Annotated in this window: 17 protein-coding genes; 6 read left to right on the top strand and 11 right to left on the bottom strand. The window is 58.6% G+C overall.

The genetic code is table 11. The features are described 5' to 3' along the window. Nucleotides 1–12: 12 nt before the first annotated feature. Genes AC1UK9_RS14600 through AC1UK9_RS14610 form a run of 3 tightly spaced genes read right to left on the bottom strand, consistent with a single transcriptional unit; the run spans nucleotide 13 to nucleotide 2,662 of the window. Entirely contained in the window at nucleotides 13–357 is a 345-nt protein-coding gene (locus AC1UK9_RS14600) for a cupin domain-containing protein (RefSeq protein WP_482577777.1), read from the bottom strand. Nucleotides 358–388: 31 nt separating this feature from the next. Further along, on the bottom strand, nucleotides 389–1,795 hold the full coding sequence (locus tag AC1UK9_RS14605; protein WP_482577779.1) for an NAD(P)/FAD-dependent oxidoreductase: 1,407 nt from the start codon (nucleotides 1,793–1,795) through the stop codon (nucleotides 389–391). A 51-nt stretch (nucleotides 1,796–1,846) separates the two neighbouring features. Continuing rightward, the gene (locus AC1UK9_RS14610; RefSeq protein WP_025109622.1) at nucleotides 1,847–2,662 is read right to left on the bottom strand and encodes a helix-turn-helix domain-containing protein; all 816 of its coding nucleotides are present in this window, start codon (nucleotides 2,660–2,662) and stop codon (nucleotides 1,847–1,849) included. 263 nt (nucleotides 2,663–2,925) lie between these two features. Here AC1UK9_RS14610 and AC1UK9_RS14615 point away from each other — a divergent pair, with 263 nt between their 5' ends. Beyond that, on the top strand, nucleotides 2,926–3,198 hold the full coding sequence (locus tag AC1UK9_RS14615) for a DUF1652 domain-containing protein (protein WP_025109621.1): 273 nt from the start codon (nucleotides 2,926–2,928) through the stop codon (nucleotides 3,196–3,198). 58 nt (nucleotides 3,199–3,256) lie between these two features. Here the strand turns inward: AC1UK9_RS14615 and AC1UK9_RS14620 are convergent, their stop codons facing one another. After that, nucleotides 3,257–5,731 (bottom strand): UvrD-helicase domain-containing protein, encoded by a 2,475-nt coding sequence (locus tag AC1UK9_RS14620; RefSeq protein WP_482577781.1) that lies wholly within the window; start codon nucleotides 5,729–5,731, stop codon nucleotides 3,257–3,259. A gap of 278 nt (nucleotides 5,732–6,009) precedes the next feature. Between AC1UK9_RS14620 and AC1UK9_RS14625 the strand changes: the two genes are divergently transcribed. Further along, entirely contained in the window at nucleotides 6,010–6,705 is a 696-nt protein-coding gene (locus AC1UK9_RS14625; RefSeq protein ID WP_473015823.1) for a pirin family protein, read from the top strand. Nucleotides 6,706–6,790: 85 nt separating this feature from the next. Here the strand turns inward: AC1UK9_RS14625 and pgm are convergent, their stop codons facing one another. The 4 genes from pgm to AC1UK9_RS14645 form a co-directional block, all read right to left on the bottom strand. Then, nucleotides 6,791–8,437 carry a phosphoglucomutase (alpha-D-glucose-1,6-bisphosphate-dependent) gene (pgm, locus tag AC1UK9_RS14630; protein WP_482577783.1) on the bottom strand — a complete coding sequence of 549 codons (1,647 nt, stop codon included), beginning with the start codon at nucleotides 8,435–8,437 and terminating at the stop codon, nucleotides 6,791–6,793. Nucleotides 8,438–8,533: 96 nt separating this feature from the next. Continuing rightward, on the bottom strand, nucleotides 8,534–9,934 hold the full coding sequence (locus tag AC1UK9_RS14635; protein WP_473015825.1) for an aminotransferase-like domain-containing protein: 1,401 nt from the start codon (nucleotides 9,932–9,934) through the stop codon (nucleotides 8,534–8,536). A 48-nt stretch (nucleotides 9,935–9,982) separates the two neighbouring features. Further along, on the bottom strand, nucleotides 9,983–11,458 hold the full coding sequence (locus AC1UK9_RS14640) for a hypothetical protein (protein WP_482577785.1): 1,476 nt from the start codon (nucleotides 11,456–11,458) through the stop codon (nucleotides 9,983–9,985). A gap of 546 nt (nucleotides 11,459–12,004) precedes the next feature. Beyond that, nucleotides 12,005–13,027 (bottom strand): zinc-dependent alcohol dehydrogenase family protein, encoded by a 1,023-nt coding sequence (locus AC1UK9_RS14645; RefSeq protein WP_025109615.1) that lies wholly within the window; start codon nucleotides 13,025–13,027, stop codon nucleotides 12,005–12,007. Between the two features lie 270 nt (nucleotides 13,028–13,297). Between AC1UK9_RS14645 and AC1UK9_RS14650 the strand changes: the two genes are divergently transcribed. Further along, nucleotides 13,298–14,227, top strand: a complete 930-nt coding sequence (locus AC1UK9_RS14650; protein WP_025109614.1) for a LysR family transcriptional regulator — start codon at nucleotides 13,298–13,300, stop codon at nucleotides 14,225–14,227. Nucleotides 14,228–14,300: 73 nt separating this feature from the next. Here the strand turns inward: AC1UK9_RS14650 and AC1UK9_RS14655 are convergent, their stop codons facing one another. The 3 genes from AC1UK9_RS14655 to AC1UK9_RS14665 form a co-directional block, all read right to left on the bottom strand. Beyond that, on the bottom strand, nucleotides 14,301–15,479 hold the full coding sequence (locus AC1UK9_RS14655) for a sugar transporter (protein WP_482577787.1): 1,179 nt from the start codon (nucleotides 15,477–15,479) through the stop codon (nucleotides 14,301–14,303). Nucleotides 15,480–15,622: 143 nt separating this feature from the next. Beyond that, entirely contained in the window at nucleotides 15,623–15,907 is a 285-nt protein-coding gene (locus tag AC1UK9_RS14660) for a hypothetical protein (protein ID WP_025109612.1), read from the bottom strand. Between the two features lie 66 nt (nucleotides 15,908–15,973). Further along, nucleotides 15,974–16,240, bottom strand: a complete 267-nt coding sequence (locus AC1UK9_RS14665) for a hypothetical protein (protein WP_473015828.1) — start codon at nucleotides 16,238–16,240, stop codon at nucleotides 15,974–15,976. 242 nt (nucleotides 16,241–16,482) lie between these two features. Here AC1UK9_RS14665 and AC1UK9_RS14670 point away from each other — a divergent pair, with 242 nt between their 5' ends. The 3 genes from AC1UK9_RS14670 (at nucleotide 16,483) to AC1UK9_RS14680 (ending at nucleotide 18,413) form a co-directional block, all read left to right on the top strand. After that, nucleotides 16,483–17,409 (top strand): HTH-type transcriptional regulator ArgP, encoded by a 927-nt coding sequence (locus AC1UK9_RS14670; RefSeq protein WP_473015829.1) that lies wholly within the window; start codon nucleotides 16,483–16,485, stop codon nucleotides 17,407–17,409. 178 nt (nucleotides 17,410–17,587) lie between these two features. Next, a complete protein-coding gene (locus AC1UK9_RS14675; RefSeq protein ID WP_025109609.1) occupies nucleotides 17,588–17,932 on the top strand; it encodes a hypothetical protein in 345 nt (114 codons plus the stop codon). Nucleotides 17,933–17,951: 19 nt separating this feature from the next. Continuing rightward, nucleotides 17,952–18,413: a DUF805 domain-containing protein gene (locus AC1UK9_RS14680; RefSeq protein ID WP_473015830.1), complete on the top strand. Its 462-nt coding sequence runs from the start codon at nucleotides 17,952–17,954 to the stop codon at nucleotides 18,411–18,413. The last annotated feature ends 123 nt before the right edge of the window (nucleotides 18,414–18,536 follow it).

The following is an 18,536-nucleotide window of genomic DNA, read 5'->3' on the forward strand; positions in this document are numbered from 1 at the left end:
AGGATCAAAGCGTCAGAAAATCAGGACGTAGGTCTTGCGCACGGTCTCCTGGATGTCCCAGATGCCGAGCGTGTTGGCCGGCAACATCAATGCGTCGCCACCTTGTATGTGCAGGGTTTCGCCGCCGTTGTCCGGGGTGAACATGCAACGGCCGGAGATGAAGTGACAGAACTCCTGCGCGGTGATCTGCCGGCGCCAGCGCCCCGGGGTGCATTCCCAGACGCCGGTTTCGACGCCGTCGTCGCGCTCGACACTGGTGGTCGAGGCAATGGCGACCGGCTCGCCGAGTGGCACGGCCACCGGGCTGGATTCGTCCAGTTGCAGGGTGGCGGTGTTCTTGAACTGTGTAATGCTCATGGTGGGACCTGTCTTTTGAAGAAAACGGCGGTTAGTGCATGAAACCTTCCATGAAGCCCGCCACCTGACTGGCAAGCTTGCGCCGCCACGGTGCGGTGGCCGGGTTGGCCAGGGTCTGGTCTTCATGGACGAAGCTTTTGATGATCGCGTTGTAGCCAAGCCAGCGACACGGCTCCGGCTCCCAGGCGCGCAGCGCATGAATACCGCCGTCCGGCAGCACCCACGGCTGCTGAACCAGCTCGGTATCGCGCTCCAGAATCAGATCGGCCAGTGTGCGACCGCCCAGGTTGCTGGCACCTACACCCTCCCCGCCATAACCACCGGACAACGCAATACCGTTGGCGCGATCGCAGAGCATGTGCGGCTTGAAGTGCCGGGACATGCCGAGGTTGCCGCCCCAGGCGTGCGTGATCTGCACGTTTTTCAGTTGTGGGAACAGTTCGCCGAACAGATAGCGGCGCAGTTCTACTTCATCGCGGGTCAGATCGAAGTTGTGGCGCAGCTTGCCGGCAAACTGATAACCACCGCGGGCACCGAAGATCAGGCGATTGTCGGCACTGCGCTGGCCATAGGTGACCTGACGGCTGAACTCGCTGAAGGCCTGGCCACGGTTGAGGCCGATTTCATCCCAGGTGGCGGCCGACAATGGCTCGGTGGCAACAATCAGGCTTTGCACCGGTAACTGATAGCGACCCAACGGCGGCAGCGTGACTGAATAGCCTTCGACAGCGGGCACGATCCAGCGACTGCGCACGCTGGCCTTGGCCGTGCGCAAACTGCCGGACTGCCAGTGCGTGACCGGGCTGTTTTCGTAGATTTTCACGCCCATGTTCTGCACGGTACGCGCCAGACTGCGCACCAGCTTCGCCGGATGAATGGTCGCCACGTGCGGCGCGTAGATCCCGCCATAGGGCTTGGCGACGCGAATCTGCTGCGCCAGTTGCTCGGGGCTCAGCCAGCGGTAATCGTCTTCGGTCAGGCCTTGGGCGTGCAATTTGTCGAGGTATTCGCGCAGGCTGGCTTCCTGCTCCGGGTAGCGGGCGGCGCAGTACAGCACCCCACCTTTGCGGTAATCGCAGTCGATACCCTCACGTTCGAGAACGACTTCCACCTCATCGGGAATGCTGTGCAGCAGATCAAACGAAGCGCGACGCTGCTGCGGCGAGAGCCCGGCGAGCAGGCGATCCTCGCCCAGCAAATTGCCCATCAGCCAGCCGCCATTGCGCCCGGAGGCACCAAAACCGGCGGTCTGCGCCTCGACGATGGCAATATCCAGCCCCGGCGCGAGTTTTTTCAGGTAGTACGCGGTCCACAGCCCCGTGTAACCGGCGCCGATGATCGCCACGTCGACATCCAGATCCTGTTCCAGCGCCGGCCGCGCGGTGAGCGGCTCGTCGAGTTGATCCATCCACAAACTGATAGTGCGCCACGCCGGCATGCAAGACTCCGCCACTGAAAACTTCGATGGCGTCGATCCTAGTGCGTGACTTCAGCGGATGTCTTGCGCGCGTGCCCGCAAAGAAATTTGTTTGGCGTAGGCCTTGGGTGACTGGCCGGTGTGCTGGCGGAAACAGCTGTAGAACGCCGACAGCGAGTTGAATCCCGCCGCGAATGCCAGCTCGTCGATGCGTAGGGGCGGCGTGGCGAGGTCCAGCGACTTGAGCAAATGTTGCAGGCGGGCCTGGTTGACGTAGCGGTAGAAGCTCTGGCCCAGCACCTGATTGAGCAAGTAGGAAATCTGATTGCGGCTGTACCCGCACTCCTTCGCCACCCGTTGCAGGTCCAGCTCCGGATCGAGGTACGGCTGCTGCCGCTCGAAGTATTGCTGCAGGTCTTCAGCCATGAAGCTCAACTGGCGGGGTGATAACCCCAGGCGACTGACTGCCGGGCGCTGACTGGGAGCGGCGGCTCCCTGGGTTTGCGCGCGCACCAGTGAGGCGTACTCGTTGACCCGCCAGATCAAACCGTCCTTGACCGTTATGGCCTCACTGGAACGGAAAGACACCAGCCCGTCGCCACCGCGCAGGGTCACTTCGTACTGAATGAACGCCGTGTTGCCGTCTACGCGGATCCGGTCACAATGCTCCAGCGCTTCGTCGGATTCTCGCGGCATGCTGACGCGCACGTACTCGCGCAACTCGTCGAGGCCGAGCACGCGGTTCTGAAAGAAATCGTTGTACTGGACGTGCGGGTGATACAACGCCATGACGCTGTCCAGATCGCGGTGTTTCCAGCTCAGGTGATAGCGCATGACCGTGGCGGCCGTGGCCGGGGTCTGTTCGGGGCCGTCATCGTCGGCGTGCATAAAGGGCTCGGCGCAAAAGAACCGAGCTTGCCCAAGTTCGGCATCTCGATCAACGGCTAAACCATGCTGGCCTTTTGGCGATGACGGGCACGGGCGTGACTTACATCAAAAAATGCGCAGCAATCGCAAAATGAACTGAAAAATCTCACGGAAAATTCACATCCGGATGCTACTTTTAACGTCACTGACCGGTTGAGCCAATGAAGGCTCTTCCCACCTAGCATGAGCAAAAGGAAGCGCTCGATGATGAAGGCGGGCTACACATGAATAAAGGTTCCAGTAAAGTCACGTTCCCCAACGCGTGCCAGTTGATGCGCTGGCACTTTCACCCCATGGGTTTCGAAGCGACGATGGATGCGCCGGGCAGCATGATTGCCCGTCTGTTCGATCGTGCCAGCGGTGAAACCATGATCGCCATTGCCGGCATTCCTTGTGCCACGGTGATGAACGCGGCCGATGTCGAACGAATTATCGAAGCCGTGGAAGACGAACTGGAGGCTTTCATTCCTCCAGAGTCTCTCAAGAGTTACGCATAAGCTGTTGTTTTACATGAAAAAGCCCGCCAATGATGGCGGGCTTTTTTGTGCGTGACAGTTACGCGACTGGCACTTTGACGCGGTGATCGGCAAAGAACGCCTTGCCTTGGACAACCCTGTCAGACGCCCTTGGCATGTTCACCGCCTGGGCGTCCTGCGGCTCGACGTACCAATAACAATGGCTGACCGCCCGGGTAATCCCAACGTAGGCCAGGCGCAGAATTTCGTCCTTTTGCGCGGTGTCGTACGGCTCGTTGTCGCCAGCCTTGCCCAGGCCGGCCATGCGGTACACCTGATTCTTGTAAGGCGAACTGGTCAAGTGCTGGCAGTCGCCGAGCAGGAACACGGCATCTGCCTGCAGGCCTTTGGCGCTGTGGTAAGTCAGCTGTTTCAGGCGTCGCGCTTCGTACGGCAAGTTTGAATCAACATTAAGAACAGGCTGAATATGTTGTTCTATCAATGACTTATCGCCACTTTTTCGATAAAGCATCAAGATTGAATCGCCGCGATTGTAGTGCTCGGCAAGGCGTTGCCCCATGGCCTGATCATCGCGTTCCAGCACGTTTACCGGTTGCACCGGCCTGGCTGCACCGCTGGCCTTGGCTTTCTTGCCGGGGATCGCCGGCGCGGCGCGCACAATGTGTTCGGCCGCATCGATGATGTACTGATGGCTGCGGTAGTTATCGCTGAGCATCACGCGCGTGGTGCTCGGTGACGGGAATTCCTTGTTGAACTCCATGAAGTAACTCGGCGAACTGCCACGCCAGCCGTAGATCGACTGCCAGTCGTCACCCACACACAGCAACGACGAGCGCTGGGCACCCCGCCCGACGTGCATGGCCGGTCCGCGACTGCGGATTTCCCCGAGACTGGCCCGGATCCACGAGACGATCTGTGGCGAGACGTCTTGAAATTCGTCGATCATCAAATGCGCCATGGGCCGCAGCAATTCGTAGCCCAACAGCTTGAGGTTCTCCGGCGAATGCTCGCTGAACAGGGCAAACATCCGGTTGTAAGTCATCACCGGCGGTTTCTGATCGAGCAGATGATCCTCCAGCGCACGCCAGAACAGACTCAGCGCCTCAAAGAAGAACCGGTCCGGGTCGTCCTTGGCAAAACTCATGCGCCCGACCGCCTCCGGCACATCCAGCCCGAGGTTTTCGATGAAGCCTGCCGCCGCGACAAAACAATCCAGCAATGGCGCCGACGCCAGCTCGCCCTTGACCTTGTAATCGAAGCCTGGACCGGCGCTGGCGTCAGCCGCCAGCGTCGCCAGAACCCGCTTTGAGGATTCGTAACTATCTAGCCAAATCAATGGCTTACGACAGAAAGCTTGAAACAGTGTGCGCTTTACCGCCCACTCGGCGCGCACGCTGAGCTTGGCATTGGGCCGGCAAATCTGCGGGTTTTCCCGGGGATCGAAGCCGAGTACCACCCAGGCATCAAGGCTGGGAATGTAGCCATGGCAATGAAAGGTCGAACCGTTGATCTCGAAGGTCTGCCGGTTCGGCTCAATGCCTTTGATCGGCCACGCTGCGGCGCGAAACCACAAGTCTTCGATGGCGTCGCACAGTTCTTCATCGCGTTTGGCTGCCAATTCGGTCACCGCCATGCGCTTTTGCACATCCGGGTGATCGCGCTCCAGCTCCCTGAGCTGCAAACCAGCCTTGGCCAACGGTTGAATCAACTGGCGGAAACGCTCGTCTTCATTAAACAAGCGGTGATAACAGGCGTTGAGTTGCCGACGCTGAGCGTCGTTGATCCGCAGATCGAACGGGCTGCTGTCGACCTCTTCGTCAGCGCCTTGTGGCCGATCGTTGAGGTTCTCGAATGCTTGCAAGCGCTCGAATCCCGGCAGGCTGCGAACCATCGGCAAAATTCGCGAGTGGAAGGTGCGCACCAGTTCCCGCGCCTGCTTGAGGCTCAACGCCTGGCCCCAGAGCGCGAACAACTCGATCAGCTTGTTGATGAAGTCCTTGCGCGACTCGCGGGTGAAGGTCACCACCGTCATCGAATCCAGCTCAAAACCCAGGTAGTGCGTGAGCAACAGAATGCGCAGCACCAGCGTCGTCGACTTGCCAGCACCGGCACCGGCGATCACGGACGTTGAAGGTGTATCACTGAAGATCATTTTCCATTGCGCAGCACTTGGCTGGGCATGCTCGGGCAAAAGGCGTGCAACATCGGCCTTCATGCGCTTCTTCAGCTCGGCACTGAGTGGCAGACGCCAGTCGTCGAACAGATAGTTATCGACGCTCGGCGGACGATGCTCGGTGCTGCGACTGTCACGGATCAACAGGACCTGCCGGCCTTCCTCCAGACCTTCGAGTTTGCCTTCTTTGAAACCGTACTCGACACCAGCGGTATGGCCACTGCGAAAACCGTCGGCCTGGCCATGCAGCCATGAAGCGCGGTGCTGCGCGCGTAAACGAGTCAGGCCATGGCCGAAGAAGCGCGCGGCCAGACGCTTGAACCAAGGCATCTCGGCCAGGGGACGGAGTTCGGGAGGAAGATCGGGAGTGTGTTGCGCCACGCTGAGGGACTCCAGTGTGTGAGGCTGTTGGGGCTATGGTGGCGGTATTTGCCAACGAGTTCTAGCTAAATGCTTACAGGTCATTGGTTTAGGCGATGAACTGAAAGTCGGATGAGATCGTTTCGAACCGGTTTTTCATCAGTGGATTCGATGAGAATGCCGCACTTTTTACGCTTTTTCTCGATTGTTGACTGATGGATGATGCCCGTCATTAACCGACGGTCTCGCTTCGTGGCTCAGGCGTTGCGCCCCATGACGAGCCTTTTGAGGAGACGATCATGCTTGAACTCAGACCTTTCAACACGCTGGGCGGCGCTCATCACGGCTGGCTGGACGCCCATCACCACTTTTCGTTCGCCGAGTACTACGATCCGCAGCGCATGAACTGGGGCAATCTGCGGGTGTGGAACGATGACGTGATTGCCGCTGGCACTGGCTTCCCGCAGCACCCGCACCGTGACATGGAAATCATCACTTACGTGCGTGAAGGTGCAATTACTCACCAGGACAATCTTGGCAACAAGGGCCGCACCGAGGCTGGTGATGTGCAGGTCATGAGCGCTGGTTCGGGTATCGCGCACAGCGAGTACAACCTGGAAGCACACGAAACCCGGATTTTTCAGATCTGGATTCTGCCGACTGAAACTGGCGCGCCGCCATCCTGGGGTGCAAAACCATTTCCAAAAGGTCAGCGCGAAGGTTTTGTAACGCTTGCCAGCGGCAAGGACGGCGACGACCAGAGCCTGCGAATTCGCGCCGATGCACGATTGGTGGCGGCGAATATCAAGGCTGGCGAAACGGCGGAGTATCGTCTGGATGCGGGGCGACGGGCGTATCTGGTACCGGCCACCGGAGTGATTGAAGTCAACGGCTTGCGCGCGCAAGCTCGAGACGGTGTAGCGGTGGCGCATGAGCAAGTGCTGACAGTGACCGCGATTGAGGACAGCGAGATCGTATTGGTGGATCTGGCTTAAGTTGCGGGCATGAAAAAGGGGTGATCCATTGGATCACCCCTTTTTTAACATTGACCTTGCCGACCTTGTGGCGAGGTAATTGCCACTATTTCGTGGAAATAGCGCCATCCACCAGGGTCTGCGCTTCGGCCACCAGTTGCTTGAGGTGGTCGTCGCCAATGAAGCTTTCGGCGTAAATTTTGTAGATGTCTTCGGTGCCCGAAGGACGCGCAGCGAACCAGCCGTTTTCGGTCATCACTTTCAAGCCGCCAATGGCCTGATCGTTGCCCGGGGCATGGCTGAGAATGCTCTGAATCTTCTCGCCTGCCAGTTCGGTCGATGTCACTTGTGCCGGCGACAGCTTGCTCAGCAGGGCCTTCTGCTCCGGGTTGGCCTTGGCATCGACGCGTACCGAGAACGGTTCGCCCAGTTCATCGGTCAGTGCGCGATAAGCCTGGCTTGGATCACGGCCGGTGCGGGCGGTCATTTCGGCCGCCAGCAGGGCTGGAATCAAACCGTCCTTGTCGGTGCTCCACACGCCGCCGTCCTTGCGCAGGAACGACGCACCCGCACTCTCCTCACCGCCGAAACCCAGCGAACCGTCGAACAGGCCATCGGCAAACCATTTGAAGCCGACCGGCACTTCGTACAGGCGACGTCCCAGACGTTTGGCCACGCGATCGATCAGGCCGCTGCTGACCACGGTTTTACCCACGGCAGCATCGACGCGCCATTGTGGGCGGTTCTGGAACAGATAGTCGATGGACACCGCAAGGTAGTTGTTCGGTGCCAGCAGACCGCCCGAAGGGGTAACGATGCCGTGGCGGTCGTGGTCCGGATCGCAGGCGAATGCCACGTCGAAACGTTCCTTGAGGCCGATCAAACCTTGCATGGCATGGCTTGACGATGGGTCCATACGAATCTGACCGTCCCAATCGACCGTCATGAAGCGGAAGGTCGAATCGACCTGTTTATTCACCACTTCCAGATCGAGACGGTAGTGCTCGGCAATGGCCGACCAGTAGCGCACCCCTGCCCCACCCAGTGGATCGACACCCAGACGCAGTTTGGCATCACGGATGGCATCGAAGTCGATCACGTTGATCAGGTCAGCAACGTAAGTGTTGAGGTAGTCGTGACGGTGGGTGGTGCTGGCCTTGAGCGCCTGCTCGTAGCTGACGCGTTTGACGCCGGCCAGTTTGTTGGCGAGCAGTTCGTTGGCCTTGGCTTCGATCCACTTGGTGATGTGGGTGTCGGCCGGGCCGCCATTGGTAGGGTTGTATTTGTAGCCACCGCTTTGCGGCGGGTTGTGCGACGGCGTGATGACGATGCCATCGGCCAGCCCCGAGGTGCGGCCACGGTTGTAGCAGAGGATCGCGTGCGAGATCGCCGGCGTCGGTGTGTACTCGTCACCTTCGGCGATCATCACGGTCACGCCGTTGGCTGCCAGCACTTCCAGTGCGCTCGCCCCGGCCGGGGTCGACAGCGCATGGGTATCGATGCCGACGAACAGCGGGCCAGTGATGCCCTGTGCCTCGCGATACAAGCAGATCGCCTGGCTGATCGCCAGAACGTGCCACTCATTGAAACTCAAGTCGAAGGAGCTGCCGCGGTGCCCGGACGTACCAAACGCCACGCGTTGGGTGGAAATCGAAGCATCCGGTTGGCCGGTGTAATAAGCCGTTACCAGTCGCGGGATATCGACCAACAATTCTGCCGGTGCCGGTTTGCCCGCAAAAGGACTGATAGTCATGCAAAACCTCTGAGATAGAGTGGTCCAGGAAATACAGCGCAGTTTACTGGCAGTTTGACCGCAGCGCGACGGGATCTATCCGACAGATTTCAACGTTCATTCCAGAGGCGCCAAGCGCAACGCATCCCCCAGCATTCCGATGATCCCGACCAGGCCGTGTTCACCCTGCTCCAGCAGGCTCAAACGCAGATGATGGCCGTGTAATCCCTGCAGGCTGAACAGTTCACCCGGCGCAATCAGGACCTGCTGCCTGAGCATGCGCTGAAACACATCGCGCATGTCCACCGGACGCACTGAACGCACCCAGACAGTCGCCCCGCCTTGCGGTTCGACAACCTGCAACGCATCGCCCAAGCGTTCGCGCAGCAAGTGGATCATTGGCGTTCGTCGCTCCTTCAGAAGCCGACGAAGTACCTGCAGGTGCTGGTCGATCCGACCATTTCGGTACAGTCGGGCGATAGCCTTCTGGCGGATGGGCGACAGTCGGAATGATCGCATCAGAAAATGCCGCAGCATCTCGCTCTTCCATTGTCGCGACAAGACGAAGCCGTAAGGCGCTTCGATACCAATGATTTTCTCGAATGTGGAGAAGACCAACAGCCGGTCGGGATCGAGCCGATCACGCAAGCGCTCGCCATCCATTGTTTCGCCAAGTTCGCCGTAACAATCGTTCTCCAGAACCCAGGTGCCATGCTCGCGCAGCAGTCTGGCGATGGTGATGCGGTTATCCGCCGGAACCTGCGTACCGCGCGGCATGCACAAGCCCGAAGACAGCAGCACCAGCCGCACATTCCCGGTATTGAGCTGTGTTTCCAGCCATTGCGGCTCCAGGCCGCCGCAGGCCTGCAACGGCAGCTCGATCACGCGCACCTCTGCAGCCTGCAGCAACCGCAGTATCACCCAGTCGCAGGGCGACTCGACCAGAACGGTTGCGTGCCTGAGTTGTAGAACGGCAACCAGGATTTCCAGTACCCCACGCAAGTCCGCCCCGATGTAGACATCTTCGGCGTGCCAGCATTGGCTCGGCGAGGTGGTGTAACGGGCCGCCAGTACGGTGCGCAATTCCAGTTCACCGCAGGGCTGGTCGAGCAACGATGGCTGGCGCGGGTACTGACGCAACAATTCGCGCTCCAACAGCAGCAAGGGGCTGTCCAGCGATTGCACCGAAACCGGATCTTCGGCGCTCAGTAAGCGCATCCCCGGGCGCCGCGCATTGACGTAGACCGTTTCGAGCAGATCATTGCCAACGGCTGGGGGCGTCAACCCTACAACGGCCCGGACGTAGTAGCCGGACTTGGCAACCGAGTAGATCCGCCCTTCCTTCTCCAGCAACGAATAAGCGTATTGAATGGTCGAGATCGATACGTTCAGACGATCTGCCAACTGACGCAACGAAGGCAGTCTGAGATTGCCGTCGCCGGCCGGCTCCGCCATCAATCGCATCAGGTAGCGATAGACAGCCTGGTAAGCAAAACCCGGTTCCCCTGCAGCTTTCATGAACCGGCTACCGTGGATAGAGATGCACCGAAGGATCGATCACTCACCTCAACGTTCCGCTGACCGATCACCCAGGCCGGCATCCAGGCCATCGAGACCCGCCGTGTCGAGTGCAGGTTCCAATGCGCGCGCGGCAGTCCCACACATTGGCAAGGGTTCCATGGAATAGAGTCGGCTTATCAGTCTGACCGGCAACCCACTGACATCCACCATCCATTGCAGCACTTGTTCCGGACCGTGCAGCCCTTGCATGGCTCGATGCAAATCGGGCATTGCCACCAGCATGCCGGGATGACAGCTGCGCAGGAATCGTTCGAGACCGGCTCCCCGCTCAATGAATGGCGTGAACAACAGGCAGACCGATTGCGCTTCATTCAAGCCGTAAGTTCTGTACAGACTGCTCGCCGCTTGCTCGCGCAGGTCATCAAGCGCCTGCAGATGGCCGAACCTTGTGATCATTTGTTCGCAGGCCGGCTCCGGCAACTGTTTGTGCTGCATCTGCGCCAATGTGCGCTGGACATGTTCCGAAAAGCCGCTTTCATAGCTGCGGCCGTCAATGAATTCTGCCGTCAAGCCACACAAATGAGCCTCGATCAGAGGGTCTGCGTACTCCCCCATTCCTTGACTGAACGCCCACTCCTCTGACTGAAACCCAAGGAACTCGCTGAGCAACGGCCAGCGTTCTTCCAGTTTGCCCACCACCATGTCATGGATGTCGACGAATGTTGTCCGGCGGCAGGACTCGAATCCGTCTTCGGGGCGCCAGCACAGCCGCTCGGATTCGCTGTAGAAGCCGCGATACAAGTCACCTCCCAGTCCGTCAAGCAAGGCGAACAATTCATCGAAAGTTCCGGCATTGGCCGCCAGCGCACCGATTCCGGCTTTCAGTACGGCACGGTCCAGATTGTCGATGAATTGCTTTTGGCGATGCAGTGACTCGCTGGCAACCCATGCATCGACACCATTGCCCCAGCGGGCAATCTGGCCGTAAAAACCGGCCCATGCCAGGCAGGCGTCATCCCACAACACAAAGGCCTCGTCCCTCGCCCGGCGGTGCCCCATCATCAGAACGTCGGTGCGGTTGGCATCGGTGTTCTCCTTGTCGAGAGGAGCCAGGTGATTGAACGGCAGTACCTGACGATGATCCACCATCAGCAACTCGACCCTGGGATCGTCGTAAAGGAACAGCGCACCGAAGCTGCGGTGCAGATTGTCCAGCGTCGCCGGTCCCATTCCACTCCAGCGCAGCGTGGCGACACGTAAATGGAAAGTAGCGGGCGCCCGACCGGCAATACTCAGTTGCGCGGCTCGCAACAATGCCAGCGTATAGCAACTGTCACGAGTGCCGGACGGTGTCACCATTACCTTGTAGTCACCGATGCGTTCCATTCCGCCGGCGGCGACCACCAGCCGCTGAATCAGCAACTGCAGCGCTGTGCGCTCGGCTCTGGAAAAAAAACTCAGCAATCGTTGCAATACTTGCTGGTAGACATAATTCATTGCCTGATCATGGATCGTGCTCATCAGTACTTTACCCGGCGTAAAAAATTCATATCGCGCTCCAGCGGTGAGGCAGGCGCAATAAATTCATCAATAAGTAATAGACGATCAAATACTAACACTTATGTTTTTGAAGTCATTTGAAACACATGGCACAAAGAAGCTGACAGCTCCGCCCTCAATAGCTCCGCATCCATCTGTTTTTATTGATGTTTTTCTTATATAAAAATATCTGAGGAAACTTCTTACAACGTCCCACGAACATTGAGTACAAGAAAAGCAGAACGCAAATAGGAAACCCCCTACAACCCTTAAACAGAAATAGGTGTTCCGTTCATTGAAGCTTTTTTTAAACAGCGCTAGAAAAACAGAATGCACAGACATGGCTCATTCCTTGAGATGAAAGTAATCATTCAATTATCAGGGCTTACAAGACGATTAGAAGATACAGATAGCGGGCAAAAACCGGTTCAGATACACAAAGGCCAGGCGCCGGGCCTGGCATGTATCGTCATTCGCAGGGAGTACAACGCAAGAGTCCGTGGGGCCACGGACTCTGATCGGAAGGAGTTACGCGGGTTCGACCTGGAGGGCAACCCGTTCGCGGCACGGGCATTCGTCCATGTAGCGGTGTGCTTCAACGAACTCACTGAACGGGAAGACCCGCGTCTTGAGTGGCAGTAACACGCGGTCAGCGGTCAGCTGGTTGATGTCTCGCAATGCGCGTTGCACCGCGACATGGTCCTGAGTAATGCCCAGCTCGGGCTTGCCGGTGAAATTGCCGATGCAGTGCACGAAGAACTGAATGTTCTTCTGAAACGCCGCGCAGGCCGGAAACGGTGTCTGGTTGCCGCCCTGCAGGCCATACAGGACCAGGCTGCCACGCGGTGCGAGCACATCGCCGAGCAACGACATCTGCGGGCCGCCAAGACCGTCGAACACCACGTCGACGCCGCGGTTGTCAGTGATCTTGTTGATTCGCATCAACAGGTCTTCTTCCTCGGTGACGATGACTTTCTCGGCGCCCAGGGACAAAAGGTACTCACGCTCGTCGGCAGTCTTGGTCGCCGCAATCACCCGTACACCCAGCGCCTTGCCTAACTGCACGAAGGACGGACCGGCGCAGTGGCTGGCATCAGTGACCAGGGCAAACTGCCCCGGTTTGACCCGCGCCAGATCGGCGTAGGCAAAATAGGCGATCAACAGCGGTGTGTAATGCACGCTGGCTTCGATCGGGCTGAGCACATCCGGATAACGGGTCACCGCTGTACGTGGCAGAACAATCTGCTCACCGTACACCGGATAGTCGTTCGGGCTCTGGGCCGGAAAACTGGCGACTTTGTCGCCGACCGACAGATCGTCGATGCCTTCGCCGACGGCAGTCACCACACCGGCCATTTCATGGCCGAGGCCAGAAGGCAGACGTGCCTGGGACGACGCCAGGTTCTGACGCCAGAGAATGTCGTACCAGCTGATGCCGATCGCTTCGACACGCACCTGCACTTCGCCAGGACCTGGCTGAGCGGCCGCATGCTCTTCGCATTTGAGCACCTCGGCCGGACCAAACTTGTGAAAACGGATCGTGCGGGACATCGCAAACCTCGTCAAAGTAACCTCTAATGCCCTGAACTCTATCTGGGCTTTTGACCCAAGACTATCAGTGGCTATTAATAGTCGACATGCCTGTCATTGATTCCGCAGTATGGACCGCATGGGCAAAATCGATGAAAAAAATGCTGCCACCGACCCGGCAAACCTGAATTTAGCGGTGCAGAGTACCAGCCTTTCCCCGTAATATTCATGCCGGCCATTGTTCTCATATGGCCGCTCTCGTCAAGCTTGATGACTCTGCCAGGACTCCAGATGAATCGTAATGACCTGCGTCGTGTCGACCTGAACCTGCTGATCGTGTTCGAAACATTGATGCACGAACGCAGTGTGACCCGCGCCGCCGAAAAGCTTTTTCTCGGTCAGCCGGCGATCAGTGCGGCGCTCTCGCGCCTGCGCAGCCTGTTCGATGACCCCCTGTTCGTGCGCACCGGACGCAGCATGGAACCGTCCGCCCGCGCGGTGGAAATCTTCGCCCTGCTCTCGCCCGCCCTCGACTCCATTTCCACAGCAGTCAGCCGTGCGGCAGAGTTCGACCCGGCCACCAGCACCTCGGTGTTCCGCATCGGCCTGTCCGATGACGTCGAATTCGCCCTGCTGCCGATGCTGCTCAAACGCCTTCGCGCCGAATCACCGGGGATCGTGCTGGTGGTGCGCCGCGTCAACTACATATTGATGCCGGGCCTGCTGGCTTCGGGCGAAATCTCCATCGGCGTCAGCTATACCACCGACCTGCCGGCCAACGCCAAGCGAAAGGTCTTGCGCCGCAGCCAGCCGAAACTGTTGCGCGCCGATACCGTACCGGGCCCGCTGAGCCTGGACGACTATTGCGCGCGTCCGCATGCGCTGGTGTCGTTCGCTGGCGACCTGAGTGGCTTTATTGATGAAGAGCTGGAGAAACTCGGCCGCAAGCGGCACGTAGTGCTGGCCGTGCCGCAGTTCAATGGCTTGAGCACCTTGCTCGCGGGCACTGACATCGTCGCGACCGTGCCGGACTACACCGCCGACGCATTGACGGCTGCGGGTGGCGTACGCGCGGAAGATCCGCCGTTGCCGACGCGCACGTTTGAGCTGCACATGGCGTGGCGCGGGTCGCAGGATAACGATCCGGGCGAGCGTTGGTTGCGGTCGCGGATTCAGATGTTTTTCGGCGATCCAGACAGTCTTGAGCTGCCTGCGCATTAAGCAGGCTGCAAAGAGAGACACGCCAAGCATTCGAACTAAAAATCCCCCCAGCGGCGAATCTTCCCCCTCAAACTCAAGCCACGGGCCGGCTGTTGCGATACATCGACAGGCAGTAAAACGACAGCGCCGCTGCCGCCAACGTGCCGCCAACCACCCCGATGTAAGCAAAGCCGAACTGGCTGCCCACCCAGCTGCCCACCAGTGCCCCACCGCCGATGCCGATGTTGTAGATGCCTGAAAACAGTGCCATCGCTACATCGGTTGCATCCGGCGCCAGCACCAGGACTTTCGACTGCAATGCCAGCCCGAAGCCCATGATCGCCATGCCCCAGAACACACTCAGTACGCCGAGGTACGAGACGTTGCCACTCAAAGGCAACAGCAACGCCAGGCACAGGGCGAGCACCGATACGCAGATGATCAGAAAGCGCTGCGGGTTATAGCTGTGCAGGTAGCTGAACAGCAGCGAGCCGAAAATACCGGCGCCACCGAATAACAGCAGGAGTAGCGTCACCACATCGCCGCTCATGTTGGCCACCGTCAGTACGAACGGCTCGATGTAGCTGTAGGCGGTGAACTGTGAAGTCACGACCAACGCCGTGAGAACATAAATCGCCACCAGCGCAGGTCGTTTCAACAACACCGGCAGACTTTTAAGCGAACCCGAATTCTGACTGGGCAGCAACGGCAGAACCTTCGCCAGGCAGAACACCAGCGCCGCCGCAAAGCCTGCAATCACGATGAACGTGGTGCGCCAGCCCATGGCCTCGCCCAACAAGCGGCCGAGGGGAATCCCCAGCACCATCGCCAGCGAAGTACCGGTTGCCAGCAAGCCCAGGGCTTGAACCTGCTTGCCCGGGGGCGCCAGGCGCACGGCCAGAGACGCGGTGATTGACCAGAACAGCGCATGCGACAACGCCACGCCGATCCGGCTCACCAGCAACACACCGAAGCTGGTCGCCAGACTCGACAGGATGTGGCTGGCGATAAACATCCCGAACAGCACAATCAGCAGTCGTCGTCGTTCGACGTTGCGCGTCAGCAGCATGATCGGCAATGACGTCAGCGACACCACCCACGCATAGATGGTCAGCATCAGGCCGACCTGCGCCGTCGACATGTCGAAGCTGCTGCCGATCGAACTCAGCAGACCCACAGGTACAAATTCGGTGGTATTGAACACAAATGCAGCCAGTGCCAGTGCAACCACCGCGTACCAGTTGCCGTTGTTTGTCGCCGTAGAATCACTCATTTAAACGTCGTTTTACTCTTCGATGATCGCGCGCACTCGATCTGTGTCCATCAGTGGGTGTCTTGTAACGTTCTGCGCTGGCGCAACGTTAAGCGGTTGCAGGGGTGCTTCACAACCAGCGACGAAAGATTCGACTGCCTTTTTCATTGGCCTGCATAGCCTTTGACGCGCATGCAATCATTCGTCAGGTCGATCTGTTTTTCCGCAATAACGATCCCGTCCCCTACGGCACTGCCCATGCCGTGGGTTTTGTCGTTTGCAGCAGGGGTTGAGTGATAGCTGGCAGTTGCCGCTTTGGCCTGGTACTGGCACTCAGCTTTATCGTGCTGGATTTCAGCCGCGCCTGCGCCCGGCCTGGACCAGTCATGAACTGAGGTCACACAGGCACTCAACAACGTAGCAAGCAACGCAATAGCCAATAACTTCATGGTGTGTACCGCCGATAAATTAAAAGTCGCAATGCGCCTGGATGACTGGCATTGCCGGGATGGAAATCACTTGCAGACGAACGTCACATGGGTCACTTCATTCACTGGATCGAGCGGCACGCGCGATTGCACATCGAACACATCGACCTGCTTGCCGAGCGATGCGCACTTTTTCTCGGCGCCGTTCAGAGCCAGCCGACGGGCCTCGGAGTGAGTGTGTCGGGACTGCAGTGTTTTGGCCGCAACCTGGTACTCGTAAGGGCCGAGTTTCAGGTCGTGGGACTGCCAGACATAGTTGCCGACCAATGCAATGGCGCTCAGCGCGATAATCATATTGAGCTTCATGGCAAGTATCGGACGCTGGACATTTCATTCTTCATCACGCTCACCCTGCGGGGTCAACAACGCTTCAATCCTGTCATCCGAAGATTCGATGACGCCTGGGGCGGCGTGCCGTGCCGATCAACGCCACAGCACGTCGCCTTGGGGTAATGATTGGGCAGTTGCATATCGAGGTGAAGAAAAACGAAGTATCTTTCAGTCTCCATTAGAAATACTTAACGAGAGTGGCGACCATGCAACTCGACGCAAAACAGATGCAGGCGTTCCTCGCCGTGGTCGACAGCGGCAGTTTCGAGAAGGCTGCGGAACGTCTCAACGTAACGCCGTCGGCGGTGTCGCAACGCATACACGCGCTTGAAGTGCGTCTGGGCAGCTCGGTGGTGGTGCGCGGGCGCCCGTGCGAGCCGACTCAGGCGGGAAGGAAACTGATGCTCTATCTGCGCCGTGCAACCGTGCTCGAAGAGGAACTGCTGAACGATCTGACCGGCGATGAACACGATCACCTGCGCGTGGTGATTGCGGTCAATGGCGACACGCTGGCGACCTGGTTCTTCCCGGCACTGGCCGAGATATTCGTCAGCGAGAATATTCTGCTCGACGTCGTGGTCGACGATCAGGACCACACCTATGCCCTGCTGGAAAGTGGCCAGGTCATCGGTTGCATTGGCACGCGCTCCCAGCCCATGCGCGGCTGTTTTGCTGAGTTGCTGGGCTCGATGCGTTACCAATGGGTGGCATCGCCCTCGTTTCAGCAGCGCTGGTTTGCCAAGGGCCTGAGCCGCACGGCTGCGCGCAAGGCGCCAGTATTTGCCTATTCGCGCAAGGACACCTTGCAGTCGGATTTCATGCAATCGCGCTTCGGTCTGACCGCCGACGCTTACCCCACGCACTACCTGTCACTTCCAGAGGCACGCCTGAAAGCCATACGCCGTGGCCTCGGCTACGGGATGGTGCCGCATATGCAGGTCAGTGATTTGCTGAAAAGCCGCGACCTGGTGGATGTCGCGCCGGGGCATTTCACGGATGTAGAGCTTTATTGGCACGCCTGGGAACTGCAATCACCGCGCATGGAAACGCTCTCCGAGCGCGCGGTACATGCCGCGCGGCGTATTTTGAGCAGCAAGGGGCCGGTAAAACGCTCGACCATGCCGAGGAAGTAGTTGCGTGGCGGATTCAAGTGCTTACTGGCGATTCCGCAAAGCCCTGCGCAAAACTGTGTCGGCAAATCTACAGCCATCATGATGGCAAAGTGATAATGACAAATCCGGCAATAAAGTTTAACTTACCGCCGCCCCGACCGATGGAGGGTCGGGCAATCGCACTCAGTTAAGGAAAACGATGGCAATGGTCTATTGTCGTGCTTGCGCCAAGGAGCTACACGAAACGGCGCTCACCTGCCCCCAATGCGGGGCTGCCCAACAGGCCACCGTGCCGCAAACGCAAGCCGAAATACCCTGGCTGGCCATCGTTTCGTTGATCCTCGGAATTATCAGCGCACTCACCCTGTTTGATGATTCCGAATGGGACAGGGACTCGATTGTCGGTGTGGGCATCCTCAGCCTTGCGGGCCTCACTTGCGGCATCGTCTGTATCAACCAACACCACCCAGGAAGAAACCTCGCGATCGCCGGCATCATTTTGTCAGGCCTTGCCGCGTTCGTTTTGTCCTGTCTATCGATTTGAATAATTTTAGGGAAAGAATATGAGCATGGTTTTCTGCCGCGGTTGCGCCAAGGAAATTAGTAGTCTGGCCGTGGCATGCCCACAGTGCGGCGCGCCTCAGGCAACTCAACAGACTCAACAGACTTATGCAAGCGGCCCCGCCATCACGACGGGTAACCCATACATGGAAGCGCTGAAGAACTACGCAGAATTCAAAGGCCGCGCGACTCGCCGCGAGTACTGGATGTTCGTGCTGATCAACCTGGGTATCTGCATTGTCATGGGCGTTCTCGATGCCATGCTCAATACCAAGGGCGTCCTTTACAACCTCTACAGCCTGGCGATGTTGCTGCCGAGCATTGCCGTCGGCGCTCGCCGCATGCATGACACCGACCGCAGTGGCTGGTGGTTGCTGTTGCCAATCGTCAACCTGGTATTTCTGGTGCAAGACAGCCAGCCAGGTCCAAACCGTTTCGGGCCGAACCGTAAAGGTATCAACTGAGTCAGCCTGTAACTGTTGATCGAGACGGCCTTCATGGCCGTCTCTTTGTTTGTGCTACCCGCCGCTGAAAAGGCCGCTGCACTTTTACCCGCCACGCAACACACATTTGTCATCAAACAGATT

It is taken from the genome of Pseudomonas sp. AK-TSAG1-1, assembly GCF_056821665.1.